We start from the raw sequence: 25,623 nt of genomic DNA on the forward strand, positions 1-25,623 counted from the left end.
TGGCGCCCTTCTGACTGCGTTGACTCAGTGCTGTAAAGCCGGCTTTTGCGCACCATTGATCGGAATGCGTTTGGCTTTCGCCTCTTCCGGCACAACCCGCAGCAAATCGATACTCAGCAGGCCGTTACGCAGATCAGCGGCCTTGATCTCGATGTGATCGGCCAGACGGAACGACAGCTTAAAGCCCCGCTGGGCAATACCTTGGTGCAGGAAAGTCACGTCTTCGTTGACGTCACGCTTGCCACCACTGACGGTCAGTACCCCCTTCTCAACTTGCAGCTCCAGGTCCTCCTCCTGAAAACCCGCAGCGGCGACGACAATGCGGTACTGGTCATCGCCGTGTTTTTCGACGTTATAGGGTGGGTAGCTGCTGCCAGGCTCGTTGCGCAGAGCGGTTTCGAACAGGTCGTTGAAACGGTCGAAACCTACCGAGGAACGGAACAGTGGCGCGAGGGAAAATGCGGTGCTCATGGTTCAAATCTCCTGAAAAAAATCAGCAAGGTTTTGTGTCTCCGCGACCCGAATTCGGCATCGCGCAATCCCTAGATAGGGACCTCTGATTACTTTTCAAGGGATTATTTCGAGATTTTTTTCAGGCTGCCTCAACCACCGGCAAACCCAACAAACGCGAGACCTGATCCAGTTCGGTCTCGCGCCTTAGAACGGTAAACAACGCAACTGCTTCGGGATAATTACGGGTCAGCATCGCCAGCCACTGCTTCAATCGACCCGGCGATTGGCGTGGTGTCATCTGCGCCTTGGCTTGCAGCCAGAAGTCTTGAATCAGCGGCAACAACTCAGCCCACGTCATTTCCACGACGTCGTGACCGGCCCGCGCCGCCGCGATTTGCCGCGCTAGATCAGGACGCGATACCAATCCACGACCGAGCATGATGTCTTCCACGCCACTGATTTCACGGCAGCGGCGCCAGTCTTCAACGCTCCAGATGTCGCCATTGGCGAACACCGGGACCTTGACTACCTCCTGCACCCGTGGAATCCACTCCCAATGCGCCGGCGGTTTATAACCATCGGTCTTGGTTCGGGCATGCACCACGATATGTGCAGCGCCGCCCTCGGCCAATGCAGTAGCGCAGACCAGTGCGCCGTCCGGACTGTCGAAACCCAGGCGCATTTTGGCCGTCACCGGAATGTGCGCAGGGACAGCCCGTCGCACGTGCTCAACGATTTCATTGAGCAGCTCAGGCTCTTTGAGCAGGACCGCGCCGCCGCGAGACTTATTGACGGTCTTCGCCGGGCATCCGAAGTTCAGGTCGATGACTTCAGAACCCAATTCGCAGGCCAGCGCGGCGTTTTCCGCCAGGCACACGGGGTCTGAGCCGAGCAATTGCACGCGCAGCGGCACGCCGGAGGCGGTACGGGCGCCGTGCAGCAGTTCAGGACCGAATTTGTGGAAATAGGCCGGAGTGAGCAACTGATCGTTGATACGAATGAACTCAGTCACGCACCAATCAATCCCGCCAACACGGGTCAGCACGTCGCGCAGGATGTTGTCGACCAACCCCTCCATGGGCGCCAAGGCAATTTGCATGAAAAACACACTCAACGAAAAACGTGCGGCAGTTTACTGGATTGCGCAGCAAACCGCAGATCCCTTGTGAGAGCGAGCGTGCTGGTGGACACGACTGGTGAAGAACAGCGCGCTGTCATTCATCGCGAGCAGACGCGCGCCGACCTTAAATTTCGGTGGTATCGGAGGCTCTTAACGCCGGGCCATAGCCCTCGATAAACTCCGCTGGCATGCGCTTGGGCTTGCCGCTGGACAATTCGATGCAGACGAAGGTGGTTTGGGCTCGCAACAACGTGGTGTTGTCACTGGGGCGGATCAGTTGAAAATGCCGGGTCATTTTCAAGCGCTGGTCCCAATCGACGATCCAGGTCGCCAATTGCAACTCGTCGCCCTCATAAGCCGCGGCCAGGTAATCGATTTCGTGCCGCACCACCGCCATCGCTCGGTCCAGCCGCCGGTACTCGACCAGGTCCAGCCCCAGCCGTTGCGAGTGGCGCCAGGCACAGCGTTCGAGCCAGGCGACATACACGGCATTATTGGCGTGGCCCAGCCCGTCGATGTCCTCGGCGCCGACTTCCAGATCAATGATAAATGGCGTTGCCCGATCCCAGCCCATGCCTCACTCCCGGTCAGATAAATTCAACCGGCGCAGTGTAACGGATGCTCAGGCCGATTGGTGCGCGTGGAGACTGCGGGCGGACAGCAGCGATAACACACCGTCAATCACCCGCGGGTCCGCAAGCACACGCTGATGTCCACCCTCATCCACACGCAGCAGACGGCTGTCGAACCAGGCCTCATGAATGGCCTGCGACTCCTTGACCGAGACGAAAGTATCGTCTTCGGCATGCACGACCAAGCCTGGTATATCGAGCTGATAGTGCGCGACATCAAGGGCTGAGGCACGCATGCCGACGTCGTGCTCGACCAGACGGATAAACGCCGATCGCGCTCTGGGCGGCAACCCCATGTAGCGTGCAAAACCGCGCAGCACCCCGAGAATCCGGGCCGGGGCGGCGATTGTGACCAGGGTTTCCGTGCGTAGCCCTAACTGAACCGCGAGCATGGCGCTGGCGCCACCCATGGAGTGACCGATAACCGATTGCAGTGGCGGCAGCTCGGCCGCGGCTTCCAGCATGGCCCGAGCAAATAACACGACATTTGCCTCGCGACCCGGAGAACGACCGTGTGCCGGGCCGTCTAGCGCAACCACGGTATAACCGGCCTCGATCAGCGCCTGGATCAGTGCGGCAAACTGCGTGGGCCGGCCTTCCCATCCGTGCATCAGTAACACAGCCGGCCCCTGCCCCCAGCGCAGGGCAGACAGGCCGAAGCGCAGGGTAATTCGCTCGGATGACGCCAGCAGCGGCAGCTCCCAGTCCCTTGGGGGCAACTCACGGGGCGTCATGAACAGCACGCGCATGTTGCTCGCCACCCGTTTCGGTGCGAGCCAGCCCAAAGTGCCATTCACGCCACGAACCCAGCTCAACGCGTTCATTGCTCATCTCCCAAGGCTGATACCTTCAGATCACAACACTGCCGACTTGGCAGCACGCAGCAGTCGATCGGACAACTCACCCGTTCCCAGAGCTCGCGCCAGCGCCAAACCACCGATCATCAAGGCCAGATCGGCCAGCGCTTTATCGGTATCTTCAGGGCTCGCAGCCAACTGCGCGACCATCAATTCCACGTGCTCATTCAAGGCCTCGCGAAACGTCTCGGGCAGACGCCCAAGCTCACCGATCGACGCCGGGATCGGGCACGCGTGCTCGGAGGAATCGCGGTGCTTGCGCGACAAGTAGAACGCAGCCACCAAGGCCCGACGCTCTTCGCCGGCCAGCTCGGCGTCCATGTCGGCGATCATGCCGCGGCGCTGACTGAGCAATTGCTTGAACGCTTCCAGCATCAACGCATCCTTGCTGTCGAAGTGGGCATAAAAACCGCCGACGGTCAGGCCGGCGGCGCCCATGACTTCGCCCACGCTCGGATCGGCCGGGCCGCGCTGGATCAGGGCAGCGCTGGCAGCCTTGAGGATGCGTTCGCGGGTTTGGGCTTTTTTATCGTTCATCGTCACCTCCGAATATTACGACTGGAATATTATTCGCATAATAATTTTCCGCAAGCGGGGGTTATGACCGCCGGTCAGAAGAACAGCTACGAGAAAAAGGAGGATTGGCTGAACGCCAGACAAACAAAAGGGCCATTCAATAATTGAATGACCCTTATAAATCCCGCAGAGCGGGTAATCGTGGCGTCCCCTAGGGGACTCGAACCCCTGTTACCGCCGTGAAAGGGCGGTGTCCTAGGCCACTAGACGAAGGGGACACAAACCTTCTATACAACTGACCAACATTAAATGTTGATCGCTTCAAGGCCGGTGTGGCCAGACCTTGAACTGTAAATTGGTGGAGCTAAACGGGATCGAACCGTTGACCTCCTGCATGCCATGCAGGCGCTCTCCCAGCTGAGCTATAGCCCCGATTTATCGCCTGGCGGCGGAGCAGCATCTTGCGACACGACTTCTGTAAAACTGGCGTCCCCTAGGGGACTCGAACCCCTGTTACCGCCGTGAAAGGGCGGTGTCCTAGGCCACTAGACGAAGGGGACGCAAAACCTTCTATACACCTGACCGCCACTGATTGGTGGTCGCTTCAAGGCCGGTGTGGCCAAGCCTTGAAGTGTAAATTGGTGGAGCTAAACGGGATCGAACCGTTGACCTCCTGCATGCCATGCAGGCGCTCTCCCAGCTGAGCTATAGCCCCTCATCGCTGAGGACGGGGCGAATCTTAATGGCGGATTGAAAAGGTGTCAAATTTATTTTTAACAATTTCCAAAGTTTTTTGCCGACATAACAATCACTTACCACCAAACCCCGTAAATCCGGGGTCACGCTGACCACCGTGCGCCCTACCCTGCGCCTGCTCAGTGGACATCAAGCGTTCAACGGGATGCTCAGACGATAGCGCCCAACAGTTTTTCCCACTCCTTGTTTTCCTTCTTCGACACACCGCCCAGCAAGTCGAGCGCCTGACGCAGACGGAAACGGGTCAGGTCCGGACCAAGGATTTCCATCGCATCCAGCACCGAGACCGAACTGGCCTGGCCGGTAATTGCAGCGAACATCAGCGGCATAGCGTCACGCAGCTTGAGTTCCAGAGATTCCACCACTGCTTGAATAGTCGCGGTGATGCTGTCTTTTTCCCACTGACGCAGGCTTTCCAGCTTCCACAAAATCAACTGCATCAACTGACGCACCTGATCGCCGGACAGCTTCTTGGACTCGAACAACTTGGCGTCCGGGTTCACGCCACCAGCGAAGAAGAAACCCGCCAGCGGAGCGACCTGGCTGAACGTTTCAACCCGGCCCTGCACATGCGGGGCGATCTTCATCATGTACTCAGGGTTCAATGCCCACGTCTGCAAGCGGGACGCGAATTCCTCCACCGGCAAATCACGCAGCCACTGGCCGTTGAGCCATGACAGCTTCTCGATATCGAAAATCGGCCCGCCGAGGGACACACGCTTGAGGTCGAAGTGTTCGACCATTTCCTGCAGCGAGAACTTCTCGCGCTCGTCCGGCATCGACCATCCCATACGACCAAGGTAGTTGAGCATCGCTTCCGGCATGAAACCCATACGCTCGTAAAAGGTCACCGAGGTCGGGTTCTTGCGCTTGGACAGCTTGCTCTTGTCCGGATTACGCAACAGCGGCATGTAGCACAGCTCCGGCTGCTCCCAGCCGAAGTATTCGTAGAGCAAGATCAGTTTCGGTGCCGAGGGCAGCCACTCTTCGCCGCGCAGCACGTGAGTAATGCCCATCAGGTGGTCATCAACAACGTTGGCCAGGAAGTAAGTCGGCAAACCGTCCGTTTTCATCAGCACTTGCATGTCCATACGATCCCACGGGATCTCGACATCGCCGCGCAGCATGTCCGGCACCACGCAAACACCTTCGCTCGGTACTTTCATACGAATCACATGCGGCTCGCCAGCGGCCAGGCGGGAGGCCACCTCCTCCTTGGAGAGCAGCAGCGCACGGCCGTCATAACGAGGGGTTTCACCGCGCGCCATTTGCTCGGCACGCATCTGATCCAGTTCTTCACTGGTGCAGAAGCACGGGAAAGCGTGGCCCATTTCCACGAGTTGCTGGCAGTATTTCTGATAGATCTCACCGCGCTCGCTTTGACGGTAAGGGCCGTGCGGACCGCCGACATCCGGGCCTTCGCTCCACTCGATACCCAACCAGCGCAAGGCGTCGAAGATCTGCTGTTCAGACTCGCGGGTCGAGCGCACTTGATCGGTGTCTTCGATCCGCAGGATGAACTCACCGCCGTGCTGCTTGGCAAAGCAGTAGTTGAACAATGCGATGTAAGCAGTACCTACATGGGGGTCCCCGGTAGGCGATGGCGCGATGCGAGTGCGGACGGTGGTCATGGCAAGTCTCGAAATGAAGATAAAACAAAGCGCGAATGGTAACAGGCGATACCTGCCTGGCTCCAGTCAGCAGGGCATTTAAGCCAACGTTGCGCCTACAACGCCCGTAAGCCTGGATGGATAGCCGAATATCAACCGATGGCATTTACCGTTTATCGGCTGTGTGCCAGATTCTGCTGCTGATAACTTCCCTTACAATTTCTCGACTACAGTCTGCCCATGCCTGCCCAACTCAAGCGTCGCCTGTTCATTTTCCTGCTGATGGTCCTGCTGATCGCCGGGGGTTTTTTTGCCCATTGGTTTTTCAAGGGGCGCTTTTATGAAAGCACCGACAATGCCTACGTCCAGGGCGAAATCACCCGCGTCTCCAGCCAATTGGGCGCACGCATCGATCAGGTAGTGGTCCAGGACAACCAGCACGTCGAAAAAGGTCAGTTGCTGGTCAAGCTTGAAAGCGACGATTTCCACCTCGCCGTCGACCGCGCCAACGCCGCCCTTGCCACTCGCGAAGCCGAGCGCTTGCAAGCCCAGAGCAAACTGACCCAGCAAGCCAGCCTGATCGCTGCCAGCGACGCGCAAGTCGCTTCCAGCCAAGCCAGTCTCGGCAGATCACAGATCGACCTGTCCCGCGCCGAAGCCCTGCGCAAACCCGGTTATGTCTCGGAGGAACGGGTGACCACCCTCTCCGCCGACAACCATATCGCCCGCTCGCAGGTGAGCAAGGCCCAGGCTGATGCTCAGGGCCAGCGCCAGCAAGTCAACGCCTTGGGCGCCGAGATCAAACGCCTCGACGCCATGATCGCCAACGCCAAAACCGACCTGGCCCAGGCCCAGTTGAACCTGACCCGCAGCGAAATACACGCGCCCATCACCGGCCTCATCGGCCAGCGTGCCGCCCGCAATGGTCAATACGTGCAGGCCGGCGCTTATCTATTGTCGATCGTCCCCGATCAAGACATCTGGATTCAGGCCAACTTCAAGGAAACCCAGATCGGCCACATGCAAACTGGGCAGAAAGCTCAATTGACCTTCGACGCCTACAGCGGTACGCCCATCGAGGCTCGGGTCGAGAGCCTGTTCGCCGCGTCCGGCGCTCAGTTCAGTCTCTTGCCACCGGACAATGCCACCGGTAATTTCACCAAAGTCGTGCAACGGATTCCGGTCAAACTGACCTTCGCGGCGGACAACCCACTGCAAGGCAAGATCCGTCCTGGCATGTCGGTCACCGTCACGGTGAACATCAAAGACGCCCCTGAAGATGGCCGGTGATCAACTGATCCGCCCCGTCGGCGAACCGAGCCGACGGGACTGGATCGCCGTCATGAGTGTGATGCTCGGGGCCTTCATGGCCGTGCTCGATATCCAGATCACTAACTCCTCGCTCAAAGACATTCAGGGCGCCTTATCGGCAACACTCGAAGAGGGCTCATGGATTTCCACCTCGTACCTGGTGGCGGAAATCATCATGATTCCACTGACCGCGTGGCTGGTGCAGTTGCTCTCGGCGCGTCGGCTGGCGGTGTGGGTATCGCTGGGGTTTCTTGCCGCCTCGCTGCTCTGCTCGATGGCTTGGAGCCTGGAAAGCATGATCGTCTTCCGCGCATTGCAGGGCTTCACCGGCGGAGCGCTGATCCCGCTGGCGTTCACCCTGACACTGATCAAACTCCCCGACCACCACCGCGCCAAAGGCATGGCCATGTTCGCCATGACCGCGACCTTCGCCCCCTCAATCGGCCCGACCATTGGTGGCTGGCTGACAGAAAACTGGGGCTGGCAGTACATTTTCTACATCAATATTCCGCCGGGCCTGATCATGATCGCCGGCCTCCTGTATGGCCTGGAGAAGAAGGAAGCGCATTGGGAACTGCTCAAGAGCACCGACTACATCGGGATTCTCACCCTCGGTGTCGGCCTGGGGTGTTTGCAGGTCTTTCTCGAAGAAGGTCATCGCAAGGACTGGCTGGAATCGAACCTGATCGTGACCTTGGGCAGCATTGCGCTGGTGAGCCTGATCACCTTTGTCATCGTGCAGACATCCAAGCCTAACCCGCTGATCAACCTCGGCATCCTGCGCAATCGCAACTTCGGGTTATCGAGTATCTCCAGCCTGGGGATGGGCGTCGGGCTGTACGGCTCGATTTATCTGTTACCGCTGTACCTGGCGCAGGTCCAGAACTACAACGCCTTGCAGATCGGCGAAGTGATCATGTGGATGGGCGTACCGCAGCTTTTCCTGATTCCGCTGGTGCCCAAACTGATGAAGTACATTTCGCCAAAATGGCTGTGTGCGTTCGGGTTTGGACTGTTTGGGCTGGCGAGCTTTTCATCGGGCGTGCTGAACCCCGATTTTGCCGGGCCGCAGTTCAATCAAATACAGATTATCCGGGCGCTCGGCCAGCCGCTGATCATGGTCACCATATCGCTGATCGCCACGGCCTACATCTTGCCCCAGGACGCAGGATCGGCGTCGAGCCTGTTCAACATCTTACGCAACCTGGGCGGCGCAATCGGCATCGCCCTCCTCGCCACGTTGCTGGATGCGCGGACCAAGACCTACTTTGATTATTTGCGTGAATCCATCTCGCCGGGCAACCCGCAAGTGGCCGAGCGCATGGCGTCGATGGCGGACCGGTTTGGCAGCGACACGGCAGCGCTGGGCAAAATGAGTGAAATCGTGCACCAGCAAGCCTCGATCATGGCCTACAACGATGCGTTCCACTTTGTCGGGATTGCACTGGGGATCAGCATGATTGCAGTGTTATTGACCAAGGCGTTGCCAGCCGGAGTAAAAACGGGGGACGCGCACTAGCCGAGAGCTGCACGGCCTCGGCGACCGTCATCGCGAGCACGCTCGCGAAGAGGCCATGACCGACGCGGTCGATATCAAACCGCGATCAAACGGTCGCGCAACTTGCCGATCTCGTCGCGCATCTGCGCCGCTGCTTCAAACTCAAGATCACGCGCCAACGCGTACATTTTCTCTTCCAGCGCCTTGATACGCTTGGCGATCTCGCCCGGCGAACGCAGCTCCGCTTCGTACTTGGCGTTTTCTTCGGCAGCCTTGGCCATGCCTTTGCGCTTCTTGCTGCGCGAGCCAGGAACGGTGGCGCCTTCCATAATGTCTGCCACGTCCTTGAACACACCCTTGGGCGTAATGCCGTGTTCCAGGTTATGGGCAATTTGTTTGTCGCGACGACGCTCGGTCTCACCGATCGCGCGCTCCATGGAACCGGTTATCCGGTCCGCATACAAGATCGCCCGTCCATTGAGGTTACGGGCCGCACGGCCGATGGTCTGGATCAACGAGCGTTCGGAACGCAGGAAGCCTTCCTTGTCCGCATCGAGAATCGCGACCAGCGACACTTCCGGCATGTCCAAGCCTTCGCGCAGCAGGTTGATCCCCACCAGCACGTCAAACGTCCCGAGACGCAAGTCACGGATAATTTCCACGCGCTCCACGGTATCGATGTCCGAGTGCAGGTAACGCACCCGCACGCCATGGTCAGCCAGGTAATCGGTCAGGTCTTCGGACATGCGCTTGGTCAACGTAGTGACCAGCACCCGCTCCTCCAGGGCCACACGCTTGCCAATTTCCGAGAGCAGGTCGTCGACCTGCGTCAGCGCCGGACGTATTTCGATTTGCGGGTCCACCAGACCGGTCGGACGCACCAGCTGCTCGATCACACGACCCGCGTGTTCCGCCTCGTAGTTACCCGGCGTGGCCGAGACAAAAATTGTCTGCGGGCTGATGTGTTCGAACTCGTCGAAACGCATCGGCCGGTTATCCAGCGCCGACGGTAGCCGGAAGCCGTACTCCACCAGCGTTTCCTTGCGAGAGCGGTCGCCCTTATACATCGCGCCGACCTGCGGCACGCTGACGTGGGACTCGTCGATCACCAGCAAGGCGTCGGCCGGCAGGTAATCAAACAAGGTGGGCGGCGCCTGACCGGAATCACGGCCCGACAGGTAGCGCGAATAGTTTTCGATGCCGTTGCAGTAACCCAACTCGAGAATCATCTCCAGGTCGAAACGCGTGCGCTGCTCAAGCCGCTGAGCCTCCACCAATTTGTTGTGCGTGCGCAGGTAGTCCAGGCGTTCCTGCAACTCGACCTTGATCCCTTCGATGGCGCCCAGCAGGGTTTCTCGGGGGGTGACGTAGTGGCTTTTGGGGTAGAACGTGAAACGCGGTAACTGACGGGTGACTTCGCCGGTCAACGGATCGAAGGCAGAGATTTTCTCGACTTCGTCATCGAAGAGCTCGATACGGATCGCTTCGAAATCGGATTCCGCAGGGTGAATATCAATCACATCGCCACGCACACGGAAGGTCGCACGGGCAAAATCCATGTCATTACGGGTGTACTGCAGGTCCGCAAGACGGCGCAGCAACGCACGCTGATCAAGCTTATCGCCGCGATCCACATGCAGCACCATCTTCAAATAGGTTTCCGGACTGCCCAAACCATAAATGCACGACACCGTGGTGACGATGATCGCGTCCCTGCGCTCCAGCAGGGCTTTGGTCGCCGACAAGCGCATCTGCTCAATGTGGTCGTTGATCGACGCATCCTTCTCGATGAAAGTGTCCGAGGATGGCACGTAAGCTTCAGGCTGGTAGTAGTCGTAGTAGGAAACGAAGTATTCCACGGCATTGTTTGGAAAGAACGCCTTGAATTCACCGTACAACTGCGCGGCCAGGGTCTTGTTCGGCGCCAGCACCAGCGTCGGGCGCTGTACCTGAGCAATCACGTTGGCGATGCTGAAGGTCTTGCCCGAGCCGGTTACACCGAGCAACGTCTGGTGTGCCAGCCCGGCTTCAATGCCCTCAACCATCAGGCGGATGGCTTCCGGCTGATCGCCAGCGGGCTCGAAGCGGGTGACTAGCTGGAATTCGGACATGCATTACCTCTGGGTTCGCGCCTTGCCCAGCAACATCGGACAGCAACGAAAAAGACCACAAACGACTGACGTCGCCCGAGGAAAAAACTGGATTGCTCTCAATGTGGAGCCGATTGCCCTCTCTTTCAAGGCAAACGTCCTACATCCCTCAAAGTCTTTGACGGCGCCATTCGGCTAACGGTCGAAAAATAATCGGAAAAACTTAAGCTAAAAGCCGAATCGGCTGTCGCCATCGATCAACGATGGCCTCTATACTTGCTCCCCGTTTGTGCACCGCTCTAGTGCATTCGGCTGGAGCGCGACACGTCCCTCCACACTCCATTCAGAGCCGCCGCAAAAATGAGCCTGTTCTCCGCTGTCGAAATGGCACCACGCGATCCAATCCTGGGCCTCAACGAAGCATTTAACGCCGATACCCGAACCGATAAGGTCAACCTGGGAGTCGGCGTTTACTGCAACGAGGAGGGGCGAATTCCACTCCTGCGCGCCGTTGTCGAAGCCGAGACGATTCGCGTCGCTCAACACGCTTCCCGTGGCTACCTGCCAATCGACGGCATTGTGGCCTACGACCAGGCGGTGCAAAAACTGCTGTTTGGCAATGATTCGCCACTGATCGCTGCTGGCCGCGTCATCACCACCCAAGCCGTGGGCGGCACTGGCGCATTGAAAATCGGGGCTGACTTCCTCAAACAACTGCTGCCGAACGCCGTTGTCGCCATCAGCGATCCAAGCTGGGAAAACCACCGCGCGCTGTTTGAAACCGCGGGCTTCCCGGTGCAGAACTATCGCTACTACGACGCCGCAACCCACGACGTTAACCGTACCGGCCTGCTGGAAGACCTGAACGCCCTGCCGTCCGGCTCTATCGTTGTCTTGCACGCGTGCTGCCACAACCCGACGGGCGTAGACCTGAGCCCGGCAGACTGGAACAACGTGCTGGACGTAGTAAAAGCCAAAGGTCACGTGCCGTTCCTCGATATGGCGTACCAGGGCTTTGGCGATGGCATCGACGAAGACGCCGCGGCAGTGCGACTGTTCGCAGAGTCGGGCCTGACGTTCTTCGTCTCCAGCTCGTTCTCGAAATCTTTTTCGCTGTACGGCGAGCGCGTTGGCGCCCTGTCGATCGTGACCGAATCGAAAGAAGAAAGCGCGCGCGTACTTTCGCAAGTCAAACGCGTGATCCGCACCAACTACTCCAACCCACCGACCCACGGCGCTACCCTCGTCGCCGCCGTGCTCAACAACCCGCAGCTTCGCGCCCAGTGGGAAGAAGAGCTGGCCGAAATGCGCCTGCGGATTCGCGGCATGCGGACTCAGATGGTCGACTTGCTGGCGAAAAACGCCCCGCAGCGCGATTTCAGCTTCGTCGGTCGTCAACGCGGCATGTTCTCCTACTCCGGCCTGACGGTTGAACAAGTCACCCGCCTGCGCAGCGAGTTCGGTATCTACGCCCTGGACACCGGCCGTATCTGCGTCGCCGCGCTGAACCAGCGCAACATCGGCGCCGTGACCCAAGCCATCGTCGCGGTAATCTGAGTCGTTGCGTGAAACGAAAAACGGGAAGCCTCATGGCTTCCCGTTTTTTTGTCTCAGATAATTTCAGCAATGAGACCAACAGCTCTAGACTCCACACAGATCAAAAATGGGAGTGAGCATGCTCGTTCCCGATACTTCAGAGAACCCACATGAAAAATGATGACCTACGCGCTGACCGGGACGAACTGGACGACTTCGTCCCCCGCCCCACGGCCAAACGCGGCAATAATCTGGTGCTGCAAGTGGCGGCAGGCGTGTTTCTCGGTGGCCTGGCCTTGTGGCTAGTGCAACTGGCTGCGACATCGCTGTATGCCAAGCTGATGCTTGGCACCTTTACCTTCGGCGGTTAAGCCAGTTCGGTTGCGCGCTGGCTGGCAGCGTCGTCATAAGCCACGTAAAGCGCCTCTGCAACCTGGCTTTTGATCGCTTTAGCGCTTTCCAGGCCCAAGACAAAACCTTCAGCTTTGCCGCCGGCGCGATTCAGATCGTCTGCGGTGCTGGCCTGGGTGATGGCGTCGAACAATTTCTCGGCGTGGGGGCCGACGCCCTTGGGCAGGCTGATCTGAGCGATGCTCATAGGAACACCTCATTGCGTTGAGGCAGGGTGAGGACTGCTGGGTGATTCATGGCGCTTACCTTTTCGGCGAATGGCCGGTAGCGCGTGACACCACTTCCGGGCGGCCATGGTAGACCTCCAAGGCGATTCTGGTAACCGCCAATGCCCGGTAAAGCGCCAACTTTCCTCATGAATACATCAAGTTGCCAACAGATGCTTGACTTCTCTTTTTGAATCAGTAACATACACGCCATTCCGCGATAGCTCAGTTGGTAGAGCAAGTGACTGTTAATCACTGGGTCCCTGGTTCGAGTCCAGGTCGTGGAGCCATACAAGGTTCCAGAGAAGGCTTCAAAAGTCTCTGAAACCCCCGAAAAACCCGCCTTCTGGCGGGTTTTTTCGTTTTGGCGTTCCGTCGGATTCCGGTAGGTACCAGCCGTTTTAAGGGTAGAGTTTGGGATAAAGGTCAGTTCGATAAAAGGGAGTACCCTTATGTCGCGCACCACTGCTCCACTCTCCGATTCCGCTTGCCGTTCGGCCAAGCCCACAGACCGCGCCTACAAGCTTTTCGACGGCGATGGCCTTTACCTTCTAGTCCAACCCAATGGCCGTAAAGGCTGGCGGCTCCGTTACGTCAAACCTGACGGACGGGAAGGATTGACCTCATTCGGCAACTACCCCGTCATTGGCCTCGCCGATGCGCGCCGCAAGCGCCTGGAGGTCAAGCGAATGCTGGCGGATGGCATTGATCCCATAGGAGCCAAGAACCAAGCCAAGGCGGAAGCTGTGATCAAAGGCCGCACCTTTGAAAACGTCGCGCTGGACTGGCACGCGGAAATGTCAGCCAAGTGGGCACCAGACTATTCCAAGACAGTGATGAGTCGCCTCAAAACCCACCTCTTCCCGCTGATCGGCGCCCGCGCCATTGTCGACCTGGACACCCACGACCTTATGCGGCCCCTGGAAGCGATCAAGAAGCGCGGAACGATAGACGTTGCTTTAAGGGTACAAAACTACCTGCAGAGCATCATGCGCGAGGCAAAGCGCCTCCGGCTTATCACCGTAAATCCTGCTTACGACCTCGTAGGCTCGATCAAAGCCTCGCGAGTCATCCACCGCCCCGCTTTATCCTTATCGCGCTTGCCTGAATTGCAGGAACGGATCGACACCTATAAAGGCCGCGCACTTACCCGGCTGACGGTCTTGCTCTCGCTGCACGTGTTTGTACGCTCCAGCGAACTGCGCTTCGCCCGCTGGAGCGAATTCGACCTCAAGCGCGGCACCTGGGAGATACCGGACACTCGGCCAGCATTGGACGGCGTACCCTTTTCCACAAGGGGTACGAAGATGGCAGGCGATATCCATCTTGTCCCCTTATCGCCGCAAGCGGTCGCACTGCTCGAGCAGATCCACACTCTCACAGGCAAATTTGACTTGGTATTCGCAGGCGATACCAAATCCTGGAAGCCCATGTCCGAAAACACTGTGAACAGCGCGCTTCGGAAGATGGGGTACGACACCAAAACCGAGATCTGCGGCCATGGCTTTCGTTCGATGGCCTGCAGCGCACTGATCGAGTCGGGCTTGTGGACGGACACAGCCATCGAGCGGCAGATGAGCCACAAGGAACGCAACAACGTCCGCGCCGCTTACATCCACAAGGCTGAGTTCATCGAGGAGCGCAGGCTGATCATGAACTGGTGGAGTCGCTACCTTGAGGGTAATCAGCAGAAGCATGTCAGCCCACGCGAATTCGCCAATCAGACGGGTGCGAACGTCTCTCGACTAAAAGCAAAACGTGGCGCAACTGAGTAAGCGCTCAGTTCTTTTATCTCAGTGATCCGCTTGTCCACGCGGGTCCATCCAAACAGGGCTGCAAAGCCGCCCTGTTTGGATGGACCTCACTTAAAAAATCTAAAGCCCACGCAATTGTCTGTGGAAAACCACTGATTTCCATTAGTGGATAATTTCATCCAAAGCCGCAGAACTCCCGAAAATTCGAGCCTTGACCCGAATTCTCCACAGGCGTAGAAAAGGTCGGGCAAAGCGCTGTCGTTGACAGCAACCCAGGTAGCCAGAACCTTTAAGGCTACGCCACACCGTGGCGGTTCTCCCAAAGTGCGATTAGCGTCCGGCGGCTCGCACGGTCACAGCGATGTGATGGATGCCTACTTCTAGCAGAGTGCCCACTGCGGCAATCCACACCCCTTCCTAGCTGTTCTGCAGCAACCTATCCGCCTGGCCATTTCCTTGCGCCAACCTGCGCCCGTCTCTTTCTTCTGGAAAGAGACGGGCGCTCCTACCACTGCTGCAGCCCAACTCGTAGAAGGCTTTACGACATTCCCCCTCGTGACAATCGGCGTGACAAACACCGAAGTCACCAGCAACAGCGATGCAGATGATGGTGCCGCAGTCCAAGGAATGGACTGCACCTGACTGACAGTCAGGCATGCCCCGGTCATCGCATCACTGCCTTCACCCGACTCAGGATCTCGCGGCGCCGATCTCGTCAGCCAGTGCAGCCTCCACCCGCCCACTTCTTCGGAAGTGTTCAGGAGGCCAGATCATGAGATGCCCAAGCTCCCGGTCGTAAGGAGTCGTCAGTCCCGCGTTAGTGGACAACCCTCACAGGTCGCAGGGGCCTTGATCCCTGATAACACTCAACATCCATGGCGGCATGACGTGGGGAAGGTTTTAAAAGTTTTGGCTCCGAGAGGAGTTTGATCATGGCATTGGTAGGTAGACGGGATGGCCGCAATTTTGGATGGGGTCGGCAATTGAGCTATGCCGGGCCGCAAGCGCTGAAAGTTCTATTTGGCAGCGGGCATTACGGCACGGTCAAAGCGCACAGTGATCGCTGGCAGGCGTTTGTACGCTGGTGTCGGTCAGAGGATGGACCTGGGTTTAACGATGCGCGACAAATTGATCGGCAGACCTTGCTGGACTACGCCGGACATCTGCGTCAGTACGTTGAACAAGGCGCTATAGGCATCGCCACCGCGCAAAACCGGTTGTCCAGCGTGAACCGGACCATGGCTGCGCTTCGCGGTGATCAGTATGTGAAGGTCGTGAGTCCGAGCAAGGCGTTGGGAATGCGGCGCACCAGTGTTCGTCGCTCGGCGCCGCAAGGCCAAGACCGCGAACACGTGAAGCGGGTCGTAGACGTGCTCTGCGGACATCAGCAGTCGCGCGCCGCCGCCATCGCGCAGTTGGCACGAGCAACCGGCATGCGCTTACGCGAGGCGATTTTGGCCGACCTTCCTCGACTGCAACGGGAAGCCGAGCAACTCGGGAGGATCAACATCCAGGACGGCACCAAAGGTGGCCGCTCGGGAGCCTCGGCCCCTCTCGGTGGATAACGGTGGATGAGCACATCCGCGACGCACTACAGGTTTGGGTGAGTTGCGAGCGTGAAGGGAAAAAACGGGCCGAGAAACCCGATTATCCACCCATTGATGGCCTCGACGCACTGAAAACGGAGATTTTGTAGTTTGCGACCACTGAACGCTGGTGCAGCGCAAGTTCATCAGAGTTTCCTAAAAGCGCCGGCCAAGCTTAAAAAAAATTCATCGGGCAAATTTGGATCCAATCAGTAAGCATGCTAGATTGCGCCTCGTTCAGCGGCAGCCGGCATGAAAAACCTAAGCGGCGCCCTATAATGATGCGCACAGGGCTGTAGCGTCGACACTCAGTAAAATACAGGGAAGTCTCGATGAACAAATGGCAGAGTGACATGTGGCATATTGTCGAATGCGCTACATGTGAAAAAAGTATATTCGAGCAAATAACAATAGCGGCTAAACGACTAGGATTTGAATATTGCGCTTATGGCTTGCAATTACCACTTCCCTTATCTGCCCCCAATGTAGTTATGCTCGATAACTACCCTGATGCCTGGAAGGCGCGGTATGCTTCTGCTCAGTATTTAAAAGTCGACCCGACGGTCTTGTATGGCCGGCACACACAGAAACCGCTCACTTGGACCGAGGCCCTCTTCTCCAAAACGCCTGAACTCTGGGAAGAAGCCCAATCATTCGGTATCCATGTCGGCTGGTCGCAATCGCATCTGGACACACTGGGAGTCGGAGGCATGCTTAGTGTCTCTCGCTCCAGCGAGGCACTGACTTCAGCAGAACTAACTCTGCATGAAAAAGAGCTGATGTGGCTGGTGTGCGTGGCCCATGTTTTACTGTCAAGAGCGCTCAACAATCGCCACAAAGAACGCTACGCCGCCGACCTTACCGAACGTGAGCGAGAAGTTCTGAAATGGACCGCTGACGGTAAATCGGCGTCTGAGATATCCGATATTCTGATCGTCTCAAAAAACACCATAGACTTTCATATAAAGAATGCCATCCTGAAACTTAAAACCAGCAATAAAACGGCCGCCGTTGTCCGTGCCGTCATGCTCGGATTATTATTTTGACTTATTAGTCACGCCTTCGGAAAAACCTCAAATAGCTGAATACGCCTGTGTACGTCCATGATTACCCTGCACAGGCCAAACGCAGAGCCAAACTACTAACTTCTCAAGAGCGAGCAAAATTACCACGCCAGGAAAAGCATGGTCAACCTACGATTTATAGTAGGTTACAGCACCGCCTTCTTTTATATATAATTACTCGGCAGCCTTCCCTGCCAGGTGATTACAATTGCATTTTACTTCTGGAACATCGTCAACACTTTCTCCGACTGTAATGACCGCAATAGGACGTTATCGCCACAAGGTTTTCGTAGAACATTTAGGATGGAAACTGAATTGTTCCGAAGGCCTGGAATACGATCAGTTCGACCGTGAGGACACCGTCTACATTGTTGCTCAAAATGATGACGAACAAATCATCGGCACCGCCCGCCTTCTGAGCACCACCCGCCCCTACCTGCTGAGCGAGGTGTTTCCAGAGCTGATGAGCGGGCAAGCCCCTCCCCAATCAAAACATATCCTGGAGTTGTCGCGCTTTGCGGCGATGAACTTCAAGACCCATGACAAAAAAGTCAGCGGTCAATTTTCCTCCGATGCCGCCATTGACCTCATGCGCGCGACCCTCGCCAGCGCAGCCGAACAAGGCGCCAACAAGTTAATTACCGTTTCCCCCTTGGGGATTGAACGACTGCTACGCCATGTCGGCATCAATGCTTCCCGCGCGGGAAAAGTAACGGGTTGCGAGGGGAAAAAGTTATTTGCTTCGTGGATTACCGTGGAGTGACCCACCCCTCTTTTCATTCACCCACCGATGGGCGCAAACAAGACTGTCAGCTTAAGTTGGCCACGGTAAACCTCGACAACTTGGAGGGCTGCAATGCCTGCAACTGAATCATTGAATAAAATTACTGATACGTGGTATGCCAAGGCGACCGTACGCTCGACACCTCGCATCTGTGTTCCGGACTACAGTAGTGATCAACTGATTTACCCTGTTGCCCGCTGTTCCATTTGCGAGCATCCGCTTATAACGGTGCTGGGGTCCGAGGCCCGCTCTTACATCCTGACGCAAGCCGCCTATCAATTTCTTTACGGCGTGGGCCTGCTCGAAACCAAGTTTGTCATTCAATGCTGCCTGGACATGCTTCATAACCATATCCAGGGCATCAGTGACGCGGCAAAACTACAAGCACTGACCGTTATCATCGATGAGGGTTATCACGCTCATGTCGCACTTGACTACATCGTCCAGATGAAGAAAAAGAGTGCGATTGAACCGCTGGAAGTTCCTCAAACCAACCGTAAGCTTGATGCCACCGCACGCGCTTATGCGTCATTACCGCCCGAAATGCGCATAGACTTCCAACTTCTGGCCGTCACTATTGCCGAAAATGTGCTGACCGATGAAGTGGCGAACCTGGGCCGTGAGCGCGAACTGGCTCAATCCTTTACCACGCTAATGATGGACCATGTTCGTGATGAGGGCAGGCACTCGCGTTTCTTTGCCGATCTTATGAAGGAACGCTGGCCGCAACTGCCTCGTGCCACACAAGAGCGATTTGGCACGATGCTCCCAGCTTATCTGGATGACTTCCTTGGGGCCGATTTGAGCCGGCGCTTCGAGCGAATGATTCTGGCGAACTGCGGTCTTTCCGATGTTCAGGCAGAACAGGTAATTACTGAATCCGATCCGCACTTCTCAACGGATCAGGAACGTATGAAAAAGTCCATCTTGCAGCGTATTTACCGACTGCTTAAACAGATTGGCATATTGGAACTGGACACGGTTAAAGATGCCTTCTCGGATCGTAACTACGTCACGACTTGAGCATTCAGAATCGAGAGCCCGCCCCATGTTCAAGACCTTGATAATAGATAACTTCGATTCTTTCACTTACAACCTCTATCAATACATGGGGCAAGTGTCTGGCGAAGAACCTGATGTCATCACCAATGATGCTTCACCCAACGATATTGAATTGGCTCGCTACGACTGCATCATTGTTTCGCCAGGCCCCGGCACACCCACGCGCCGGGTCGATGTCGGCATCAGTGAAGACGTGATTCGTGATGCCCATGTTCCTTTGCTGGGGGTTTGCCTTGGCCATCAATGCATCGCGCACGTGCATGGCATGGAAGTGAGCCACGCACCGGAACCCATGCACGGCCGGGTTCGGCGTATACGCCACAACAATGAAGGGGTCTTCAAGGGCTTACCCCTCGACATGCCGGTGGTTCGCTATCACTCGCTGGTGGTCCAGTCGCTCAAAGGTCCTTTTGAGCTCAGCGCCTGGGACGAGAACGGCATGATTCATGGCATTCGCCATAAAGAGCGCCCGCTCTATGGCATCCAGTTCCACCCCGAATCCATCTGCACTGACTCCGGACTTGACCTGTTGCGCAACTTTCGAGACATCGCGCATCGGCACAAGCTCGACCGTCTACCCCGCTAAACCTGCCGTTATCCGGCATCACAATTATCAGGAGTGGGCAATGACGACCTTTCAAGTCGAAGTCAGAGCGCTCGAATGCAATCCCGATCCGTTGCGTGTGTTTCGCAGCGAATTTCTCGCCTCATCACGCCATTTCTTTTTAGAAAGCAGTGTCGTCAAACCCGGCTTTTCCCGCTTTTCATTCATGGGCGACTCCCATGGCCGCTGGGCGGAAACGATCACCTATGACAAGTCCTCGCGCAGCGCTTGTATTGAACGCAGCGACGGCGTCACCCGGGAAGCCACGTCTGACTTCTTTCAACTGATAGCGTCCCGGCTGACCCGATACCGCTGCGAACACCAGCACCTTCTGCCGTTCGATTTCAACCTGGGGTATGTCGGCCTGCTGGGCTACGAGCTCAAGAGTGAAACGATCGGTGCCGATGCCTATGCATCCCACTCCCACGACGCGGCGTTCATCCTGGCCACGCGCATGATTGCGTTCGATCATGCCGAACAGCGCTGCTATCTGTTGTACCTCGTCCAGGACGATCTAGACCGCCAGCATGCGGCGCTTTGGTTCGATGAGGTGCAGGAGCGGCTACAGAACCAACCGGCGGCGTCTGAACCGACACCGCGCCAGCGCAGGCTGTCGCTGCCTCAGGTCGAGGAGTGGATTGAGCAGCACGCCACCATGCGCCACTCGAAGCAGCGTTACATTGCCAAGATCGATGAAGCCCAACGAGAGATCATCGACGGCGAGACCTATGAGGTCTGCCTGACCAATTTGATTGAGTTTCCTTTCTGCGACTCGCCGTTCGAACTCTACTGCGTGATGCGCGAGCTGACCCCCGCCCCCCACGCGGGCTACTTCGCGATCCCGGACTTTCATCTCGTCAGTTCGTCGCCTGAGCGGTTTCTCAAAATTGACAACCAGCGGCAGGTGCAGGCCAAACCGATCAAGGGCACCCGACCTCGCGGTCGCTCGCCGCAAGAAGATGCCCAGTTGATAGAGCAGATGCGTGGCGATGAAAAGGATCGGGCGGAAAACCTGATGATCGTCGATCTGTTGCGCAACGACCTGGGCCAGGTCTGCACCATCGGTTCGGTCCATGTGCCGGCATTGTTCGACGTGGAAACCTACTCCCACGTCCATCAACTCGTTTCCACCATCAGCGGGCAGTTGAAGGCGTCGGTCAGTTCGATTGACTGCGTACGTGCCACGTTCCCGGGTGGCTCGATGACCGGGGCGCCGAAGAAACGCACGATGGAGATCATCGACCGCCTCGAAGAAGGTCCACGCGGCGCCTACTCCGGCTCGCTCGGCTGGTTTGGCCTGGGCGGGGCATGCGACCTCAACATCATGATCCGCTCGATCACCGTAGATGCCCAAATCGCCCGCTTCGGCGTGGGGGGAGCGATCACATCGCTCTCCGACCCGTTGGGCGAGTACATCGAAACCATCGTCAAGGCCAGCGGCGTTGTCGAGGCCGTCACGCAACTGAGGAGCACACCACTATGAGTTCAGTTACCTCGCAACAGCCGCGCCGTGCCGTCGTGGTCGGCGTACTGGGATCAATCGGCCAACTACTCGCTCGCCAATTGGCGATCGCAGGTTATGCCGTCACTGGCCTCGATATCGCGGCGCCCAGCGACAGCCTGGCGGACAACGCCCACTCCCTCAGAGTGCTTCAAGCCGACGTCCTGTCCCCTTCAAACCAGGTCAAAGCCGAGCTCGGCACCGCCGACATTCTGGTCTTGGCGCTGGCACAAAACGTACTGATAAAAGCCCTGCCCGTACTGGCGCCCCACCTGCGTTCCGACTGCCTGATCGTTGACACCCTGTCGATCAAAAGCGAGTTCTCGGCATTAGTGGACCAGTCCAATCTCAAGCAGCCCATGGTCGGCATCAATCCGATGTTTTCCGGGGACCTGGCCCCGGCCGGCAGACCGGTGGCACTGGTGACTTACCGTGGCGGTGACGCCGTGGTCGGCTTACTTGAGTGGCTTCGAGCCTGGCCGGTCAGCGTGTTCGAGATGACGCCCTCCGAACATGACCGGACCATGGCGCTGTTGCAGACACTGGGACACGCACTGGTCACCGGATTCGGCTTGACGCTGGACGAGTCCAGCGCCCCGCTGGCGGACCTGCTTGAACTCGCACCGCCACCGTTCAAGGTCATGCTCTCGCTGCTGGCGCGCATGACGCAAAACCATCCTGACGTCTACTGGGAAATCCAATCGCACAACCCGTACTCCCAGGAAATACGGACCCGGATGCTGGCTCAGTTGAGCCGGCTGGATGTGATGGTCAATACCGGCTCGCGCCTGGACTACCACCTGTCGATGGCGGTGTTGAGAAATGCCTTGGCCCCCCTGAATCCGGGCCTGGGAGACACCAGCCGCAAGATCTTCGAACAGATCAACGAGCGGCCCGTAAGCACCGAGGCATCCCGGCAGAACCTGGGGGATTTTCGTAGCCGCATCGACCGTATCGACGATCAGTTGGTGGACCTGCTCGGCCAGCGACTGCAGCTCATTCGGGAAGTGGCCCAGAGCAAGAAAGATAACCAGACCGCCGTCATGCAACCCGATCGTGTGCTGCAAGTGATTGAGCGTTGCAAGGCTCGCGGCCGAGCGCTGCACATCCGCGAAGAGCTTATCGAGCAGCTTTACGGGCTGATCATCGGTGAAGCCTGCCAGATCGAATATGACGTCGTCGGCGGCCCCCGTGAGTCGCTTTTCGAAGCCAGCCCCTCAGCCTTCACCTCAACCGCAGAGAGCCTCCAATGAGCAATGTAAAACAACAAACTGTCCAGATCGTCGACTGGTTGAGCTCCACGCTGGAAAAAGATCACCAATACCGGGAAGACAGCCTGAGCCTGACCGCGAACGAAAACTACCCCAGCGCCCTGGTCCGCCTGACGTCCGGCTCCACCGCCGGGGCGTTCTACCACTGCTCCTTTCCCTTTGCAGTGCCGGCAGGCGAATGGCACTTCCCGGAACCTGGGCATATGAATGAGATCGCCGATCAAGTACGCGCCCTGGGCAAATCCCTGATCGGTGCACAGGCATTTGACTGGCGCCCCAACGGTGGCTCCACGGCTGAGCAAGCATTGATGCTGGCCGCCTGCAAGCCCGGCGAAGGATTCGTCCACTTTGCCCACCGAGACGGCGGTCACTTTGCACTCGAAAGCCTCGCCCAGAAAATGGGCATCGATATCTTTCACCTCCCCGTGGACCCGACCAGCCTGCTGATTGACGTAGCGAAGCTTGATCACTTGGTAAGGCGCAACCCCCACATCCGGATCGTCATTCTCGATCAGTCGTTCAAACTGCGCTGGCAGCCACTGGATGAGATCCGCAGTGTCCTGCCGGATTCATGCACCCTGACGTACGACATGAGCCACGACGGCGGCCTGATCATGGGCGGCGTCTTTGATTCACCGCTCAACTGCGGTGCCGACGTGGTCCACGGCAACACGCACAAGACGATTCCTGGCCCGCAAAAAGGCTACATCGGCTTCAAGTCCGACCAGCATCCGTTGCTGGTCGATACTTCGCTGTGGGTCTGTCCTCACCTGCAGAGCAACTGTCACGCCGAACAGTTGCCACCGATGTGGGTAGCGTTCAAAGAGATGGAAGTGTTCGGTCGCGACTACGCCGCCCAAATCGTCAGTAACTCCAAGACGCTGGCCCGTCATCTGCACGAATTGGGGCTGGATGTGACTGGGGAATCGTTCGGTTTCACCCAGACCCACCAAGTTCATTTCGCGGTGGGTGACCTGCAAAAAGCCCTCGACCTGTGCGTCAACAGCCTGCACGCCGGCGGCATTCGCTCCACCAACATCGAGATTCCGGGCAAGCCCGGTGTACACGGTATCCGCCTGGGTGTTCAGGCCATGACCCGACGCGGCATGAAAGAGAAAGACTTCGAAGTGGTCGCTCGCTTTATCGCGGACTTGTACTTCAAAAAGACCGAGCCTGCCCGGGTAGCCTTGCAGATCAAAGAGTTCCTGCAAGCCTTCCCGCTCGCCCCCCTGGCTTACTCCTTCGACAATTATCTGGACGAGGAACTGCTCGCAACGGTCTACCGGGGGACTCAGCGATGACGAACCTTCCGACCGCCAACATTAACCTGACCTCCCTGGAGGTCAGCCTGGGGGATCTGGTTGGCCGGGTGTTGGTGGAGAGCGGCATCGTCGATCTCTTTTGCATTCCCGGCGATTTCACCATGCAGCTTTCGCGCGAACTGCTCACCACTCCCGGGCTTGCACTGCGGACCATGTCCCATGAGTACGGCACCACCCTGGCCGCACTGGGTTATGCCGTCGGAAAGGGCGTTCCCGGCGCCGTGTGCTTCACCTATGGGGTCGGCGTGCTGAATGCGACCAATGCGATCGCCCAGGCTTATGTGGAACGGGTTCCGCTGCTGGTGTTGTCAGGCTCGCCGGGCGCCCGTGAACGCCAGGCGCCGATTTTTCTGCACCACACGATCGTCGACCATCAAACCCAGTACCGCATCATGAAGGAGATCACGGTGCATCAGGTCTGTGTGACAGACCCCCATCAGGCCCTGGAGCAAATTCGCGAGGCCGTCACCCTGGCCATCGCGCACTCAAGGCCGGTGTACATCGAAATCCCAAGGGATCTTTTTCAGACGCGAGTACGCTACACCCCCGCCCGCCGGGCGTCCCTCGAACCCGCGATACGCTACAGCCATGCCGCCCGCCAGGCCGCAGAACAGGCCTATGCCCTGGTTCGCAAGGCCCGCGAACCCGTCTTCGTTCCCGGACTTGAGCTCAAGCGCCGTGGGTTGACGGATTTGGCCATGCGGGTGTGCGAACGGCTGGCCATGCCCTGGGTTGCAACGCCGATGTCCCGCGGCGGCATCCCCATCTCGCATCCCAATTACCGCGGTATTTACGCAGGCCCTGCGTCACCTTCGCGGGTGACCCGAGACCTGCTGGCCAGGTGCGACGTACTGATGTTGATCGGCGAGCCCAACTCGGACGTCAACATGGGCATCGCGAGCCATATTGCCCGTGGCCGTTTGATTCATGCCGATGACGGCAAAATCATCGTCGGCCGTCAGCGCTTCAATGCGTCCACGGCCGAGTTCCTTATTGCTTTCGCCGAACTGATCAGCACTGTCAAACCTTCTCTGGCGCCGCTGTCCGAGGAGCAAAAAGCCTTCGTAGTGCCGGCACCCGATGCCCACTATCCGCTGGAAGAAGGCCCGCTGACGCCATTCGACATCATCAATGAGCTCAACCGTCATTTCGCGGCCAGCCCCGACACCCAATTGGTGGTCGATTGCGGGGATGTATTTTTCATGTCACTGGGCATGTTCCCTGCCGATGTCCTGACCTCGCCGCTGTACATGAGCATGGGCATCGCCGTCCCTGGCGCGATGGGTTACCAGTTGGGAACCGGCAAGCGCCCCATCGTGCTGGTGGGCGACGGCGCCTTCCACATGACCGGCAATGAGTTGATGCGCGCCGCCAAATTCGGCCTGAGCCCCATCGTGATCGTCCTGAACAATCAACGGTGGACTTCGCTGTCCTCGGACGCCGATGACATTGCACTCACCGAGCAACTACCGATGAGCTTTTCGGCCGCCGGCCTGTTCCTGCAAGTCCAGGCCTTCACCGCGACAACCGGTGGCGAATTGCGCCTGCACCTGGCCGAAGCGCTGGGCATGGATAAGCCCGTGCTCATCGATGCGCAGGTCGACCCGGCCATGCGTTCCTATCTGTGTGAGCGCTTTTTTGACGCGGTAAAGAGCCAGCAGCACCTGCCCAAGGCATGA

The 25,623-nt window shown here is 57.8% G+C and carries 21 protein-coding genes, 5 tRNA genes and 1 pseudogene; 15 read left to right on the forward strand and 12 right to left on the reverse strand.

Annotation, left to right across the window (positions count from 1 at the left end; all coding sequences use genetic code 11):
- Nucleotides 1–24: 24 nt before the first annotated feature.
- The 10 genes from RHM68_RS15670 to gltX all read right to left on the reverse strand — a co-directional run bounded on the left by RHM68_RS15670 (nt 25) and on the right by gltX (nt 5,965).
- Entirely contained in the window at nt 25–471 is a 447-nt protein-coding gene (locus RHM68_RS15670; RefSeq protein ID WP_322216300.1) for an Hsp20 family protein, read from the reverse strand.
- A gap of 121 nt (nt 472–592) precedes the next feature.
- Nucleotides 593–1,552, reverse strand: coding sequence for a tRNA dihydrouridine synthase (locus tag RHM68_RS15675; RefSeq protein WP_322216303.1), 960 nt, complete (start codon nt 1,550–1,552; stop codon nt 593–595).
- Nucleotides 1,553–1,697: 145 nt separating this feature from the next.
- On the reverse strand, nt 1,698–2,147 hold the full coding sequence (locus RHM68_RS15680; protein ID WP_322216307.1) for a thioesterase family protein: 450 nt from the start codon (nt 2,145–2,147) through the stop codon (nt 1,698–1,700).
- A gap of 48 nt (nt 2,148–2,195) precedes the next feature.
- The gene (locus RHM68_RS15685) at nt 2,196–3,029 is read right to left on the reverse strand and encodes an alpha/beta fold hydrolase (RefSeq protein WP_322216310.1); all 834 of its coding nucleotides are present in this window, start codon (nt 3,027–3,029) and stop codon (nt 2,196–2,198) included.
- A gap of 30 nt (nt 3,030–3,059) precedes the next feature.
- Nucleotides 3,060–3,599, reverse strand: coding sequence for a TetR/AcrR family transcriptional regulator (locus RHM68_RS15690; protein ID WP_322216314.1), 540 nt, complete (start codon nt 3,597–3,599; stop codon nt 3,060–3,062).
- Nucleotides 3,600–3,780: 181 nt separating this feature from the next.
- Nucleotides 3,781–3,856: transfer RNA gene (locus tag RHM68_RS15695), tRNA-Glu, on the reverse strand.
- Nucleotides 3,857–3,934: 78 nt separating this feature from the next.
- A tRNA-Ala gene (locus tag RHM68_RS15700) sits at nt 3,935–4,010 on the reverse strand.
- A 52-nt stretch (nt 4,011–4,062) separates the two neighbouring features.
- Nucleotides 4,063–4,138, reverse strand: a tRNA-Glu gene (locus RHM68_RS15705).
- A 79-nt stretch (nt 4,139–4,217) separates the two neighbouring features.
- A tRNA-Ala gene (locus tag RHM68_RS15710) sits at nt 4,218–4,293 on the reverse strand.
- A 190-nt stretch (nt 4,294–4,483) separates the two neighbouring features.
- Nucleotides 4,484–5,965 (reverse strand): glutamate--tRNA ligase, encoded by a 1,482-nt coding sequence (gltX, locus tag RHM68_RS15715; protein WP_322216317.1) that lies wholly within the window; start codon nt 5,963–5,965, stop codon nt 4,484–4,486.
- A 219-nt stretch (nt 5,966–6,184) separates the two neighbouring features.
- On the opposite strand from gltX, the gene RHM68_RS15720 reads away from it, so the two are divergent.
- Together RHM68_RS15720 and RHM68_RS15725 are read left to right on the forward strand one after the other, a co-directional pair.
- Entirely contained in the window at nt 6,185–7,234 is a 1,050-nt protein-coding gene (locus tag RHM68_RS15720) for an HlyD family secretion protein (RefSeq protein ID WP_322216320.1), read from the forward strand.
- Entirely contained in the window at nt 7,224–8,774 is a 1,551-nt protein-coding gene (locus tag RHM68_RS15725; protein WP_322216323.1) for an MDR family MFS transporter, read from the forward strand. The genes RHM68_RS15720 and RHM68_RS15725 overlap by 11 nt, the downstream gene beginning before the upstream one ends.
- Before the next feature lie 74 nt (nt 8,775–8,848).
- Here the strand turns inward: RHM68_RS15725 and uvrB are convergent, their stop codons facing one another.
- On the reverse strand, nt 8,849–10,864 hold the full coding sequence (uvrB, locus tag RHM68_RS15730) for an excinuclease ABC subunit UvrB (protein WP_322216325.1): 2,016 nt from the start codon (nt 10,862–10,864) through the stop codon (nt 8,849–8,851).
- A 339-nt stretch (nt 10,865–11,203) separates the two neighbouring features.
- Here uvrB and RHM68_RS15735 point away from each other — a divergent pair, with 339 nt between their 5' ends.
- Together RHM68_RS15735 and RHM68_RS15740 are read left to right on the forward strand one after the other, a co-directional pair.
- Entirely contained in the window at nt 11,204–12,400 is a 1,197-nt protein-coding gene (locus RHM68_RS15735; RefSeq protein WP_322216328.1) for an amino acid aminotransferase, read from the forward strand.
- A 149-nt stretch (nt 12,401–12,549) separates the two neighbouring features.
- A complete protein-coding gene (locus tag RHM68_RS15740) occupies nt 12,550–12,750 on the forward strand; it encodes a hypothetical protein (protein ID WP_322216331.1) in 201 nt (66 codons plus the stop codon).
- On the opposite strand, the gene RHM68_RS15745 is transcribed toward RHM68_RS15740, so the two are convergent.
- Complete coding sequence (locus RHM68_RS15745; protein ID WP_322216334.1) at nt 12,747–12,977, reverse strand: hypothetical protein; 231 nt, start codon at nt 12,975–12,977, stop codon at nt 12,747–12,749. The genes RHM68_RS15740 and RHM68_RS15745 overlap by 4 nt on opposite strands.
- Before the next feature lie 233 nt (nt 12,978–13,210).
- Between RHM68_RS15745 and RHM68_RS15750 the strand changes: the two genes are divergently transcribed.
- The 11 genes and pseudogenes from RHM68_RS15750 to RHM68_RS15800 all read left to right on the forward strand — a co-directional run bounded on the left by RHM68_RS15750 (nt 13,211) and on the right by RHM68_RS15800 (nt 25,623).
- A tRNA-Asn gene (locus RHM68_RS15750) sits at nt 13,211–13,286 on the forward strand.
- A 162-nt stretch (nt 13,287–13,448) separates the two neighbouring features.
- Nucleotides 13,449–14,771, forward strand: a complete 1,323-nt coding sequence (locus RHM68_RS15755; RefSeq protein WP_322216337.1) for a tyrosine-type recombinase/integrase — start codon at nt 13,449–13,451, stop codon at nt 14,769–14,771.
- A gap of 911 nt (nt 14,772–15,682) precedes the next feature.
- Nucleotides 15,683–16,348 (forward strand): annotated as a pseudogene (locus RHM68_RS15760) (integrase domain-containing protein); the annotation flags it as partial.
- 320 nt (nt 16,349–16,668) lie between these two features.
- Nucleotides 16,669–17,382: an autoinducer binding domain-containing protein gene (locus RHM68_RS15765; protein WP_322216340.1), complete on the forward strand. Its 714-nt coding sequence runs from the start codon at nt 16,669–16,671 to the stop codon at nt 17,380–17,382.
- A gap of 226 nt (nt 17,383–17,608) precedes the next feature.
- On the forward strand, nt 17,609–18,163 hold the full coding sequence (locus RHM68_RS15770; RefSeq protein WP_322216342.1) for an acyl-homoserine-lactone synthase: 555 nt from the start codon (nt 17,609–17,611) through the stop codon (nt 18,161–18,163).
- A 93-nt stretch (nt 18,164–18,256) separates the two neighbouring features.
- Complete coding sequence (locus RHM68_RS15775) at nt 18,257–19,207, forward strand: diiron oxygenase (RefSeq protein ID WP_322216345.1); 951 nt, start codon at nt 18,257–18,259, stop codon at nt 19,205–19,207.
- Nucleotides 19,208–19,232: 25 nt separating this feature from the next.
- Nucleotides 19,233–19,832, forward strand: a complete 600-nt coding sequence (locus RHM68_RS15780; protein WP_322216348.1) for an aminodeoxychorismate/anthranilate synthase component II — start codon at nt 19,233–19,235, stop codon at nt 19,830–19,832.
- Nucleotides 19,833–19,872: 40 nt separating this feature from the next.
- The gene (gene pabB / locus RHM68_RS15785; protein ID WP_322216350.1) at nt 19,873–21,333 is read left to right on the forward strand and encodes an aminodeoxychorismate synthase component I; all 1,461 of its coding nucleotides are present in this window, start codon (nt 19,873–19,875) and stop codon (nt 21,331–21,333) included.
- Nucleotides 21,330–22,604, forward strand: a complete 1,275-nt coding sequence (locus RHM68_RS15790) for a prephenate dehydrogenase/arogenate dehydrogenase family protein (RefSeq protein ID WP_322216353.1) — start codon at nt 21,330–21,332, stop codon at nt 22,602–22,604. Before pabB ends, RHM68_RS15790 begins: the two co-directional genes overlap by 4 nt.
- A complete protein-coding gene (locus RHM68_RS15795) occupies nt 22,601–23,923 on the forward strand; it encodes a hypothetical protein (protein ID WP_322216355.1) in 1,323 nt (440 codons plus the stop codon). Before RHM68_RS15790 ends, RHM68_RS15795 begins: the two co-directional genes overlap by 4 nt.
- Nucleotides 23,920–25,623, forward strand: coding sequence for a thiamine pyrophosphate-binding protein (locus RHM68_RS15800; protein ID WP_322216357.1), 1,704 nt, complete (start codon nt 23,920–23,922; stop codon nt 25,621–25,623). Before RHM68_RS15795 ends, RHM68_RS15800 begins: the two co-directional genes overlap by 4 nt.

It is taken from the genome of Pseudomonas sp. DC1.2 (assembly GCF_034351645.1).
In the GTDB taxonomy this organism is placed as follows: Bacteria; Pseudomonadota; Gammaproteobacteria; order Pseudomonadales; family Pseudomonadaceae; genus Aquipseudomonas.

What these genes read in the sequence shown, in the direction of transcription:
- RHM68_RS15670 (WP_322216300.1), bottom strand. Translation starts at nt 471, where the DNA reads ATGAGCACCGCATTTTCCCTCGCGCCACTGTTCCGTTCCTCGGTAGGT.
- RHM68_RS15675 (WP_322216303.1), bottom strand. Translation starts at nt 1,552, where the DNA reads ATGCAAATTGCCTTGGCGCCCATGGAGGGGTTGGTCGACAACATCCTG.
- RHM68_RS15680 (WP_322216307.1), bottom strand. Translation starts at nt 2,147, where the DNA reads ATGGGCTGGGATCGGGCAACGCCATTTATCATTGATCTGGAAGTCGGC.
- RHM68_RS15685 (WP_322216310.1), bottom strand. Translation starts at nt 3,029, where the DNA reads ATGAACGCGTTGAGCTGGGTTCGTGGCGTGAATGGCACTTTGGGCTGG.
- RHM68_RS15690 (WP_322216314.1), bottom strand. Translation starts at nt 3,599, where the DNA reads ATGAACGATAAAAAAGCCCAAACCCGCGAACGCATCCTCAAGGCTGCC.
- gltX (WP_322216317.1), bottom strand. Translation starts at nt 5,965, where the DNA reads ATGACCACCGTCCGCACTCGCATCGCGCCATCGCCTACCGGGGACCCC.
- RHM68_RS15720 (WP_322216320.1), top strand. Translation starts at nt 6,185, where the DNA reads ATGCCTGCCCAACTCAAGCGTCGCCTGTTCATTTTCCTGCTGATGGTC.
- RHM68_RS15725 (WP_322216323.1), top strand. Translation starts at nt 7,224, where the DNA reads ATGGCCGGTGATCAACTGATCCGCCCCGTCGGCGAACCGAGCCGACGG.
- uvrB (WP_322216325.1), bottom strand. Translation starts at nt 10,864, where the DNA reads ATGTCCGAATTCCAGCTAGTCACCCGCTTCGAGCCCGCTGGCGATCAG.
- RHM68_RS15735 (WP_322216328.1), top strand. Translation starts at nt 11,204, where the DNA reads ATGAGCCTGTTCTCCGCTGTCGAAATGGCACCACGCGATCCAATCCTG.
- RHM68_RS15740 (WP_322216331.1), top strand. Translation starts at nt 12,550, where the DNA reads ATGAAAAATGATGACCTACGCGCTGACCGGGACGAACTGGACGACTTC.
- RHM68_RS15745 (WP_322216334.1), bottom strand. Translation starts at nt 12,977, where the DNA reads ATGAGCATCGCTCAGATCAGCCTGCCCAAGGGCGTCGGCCCCCACGCC.
- RHM68_RS15755 (WP_322216337.1), top strand. Translation starts at nt 13,449, where the DNA reads ATGTCGCGCACCACTGCTCCACTCTCCGATTCCGCTTGCCGTTCGGCC.
- RHM68_RS15765 (WP_322216340.1), top strand. Translation starts at nt 16,669, where the DNA reads ATGAACAAATGGCAGAGTGACATGTGGCATATTGTCGAATGCGCTACA.
- RHM68_RS15775 (WP_322216345.1), top strand. Translation starts at nt 18,257, where the DNA reads ATGCCTGCAACTGAATCATTGAATAAAATTACTGATACGTGGTATGCC.
- RHM68_RS15780 (WP_322216348.1), top strand. Translation starts at nt 19,233, where the DNA reads ATGTTCAAGACCTTGATAATAGATAACTTCGATTCTTTCACTTACAAC.
- pabB (WP_322216350.1), top strand. Translation starts at nt 19,873, where the DNA reads ATGACGACCTTTCAAGTCGAAGTCAGAGCGCTCGAATGCAATCCCGAT.
- RHM68_RS15790 (WP_322216353.1), top strand. Translation starts at nt 21,330, where the DNA reads ATGAGTTCAGTTACCTCGCAACAGCCGCGCCGTGCCGTCGTGGTCGGC.
- RHM68_RS15795 (WP_322216355.1), top strand. Translation starts at nt 22,601, where the DNA reads ATGAGCAATGTAAAACAACAAACTGTCCAGATCGTCGACTGGTTGAGC.
- RHM68_RS15800 (WP_322216357.1), top strand. Translation starts at nt 23,920, where the DNA reads ATGACGAACCTTCCGACCGCCAACATTAACCTGACCTCCCTGGAGGTC.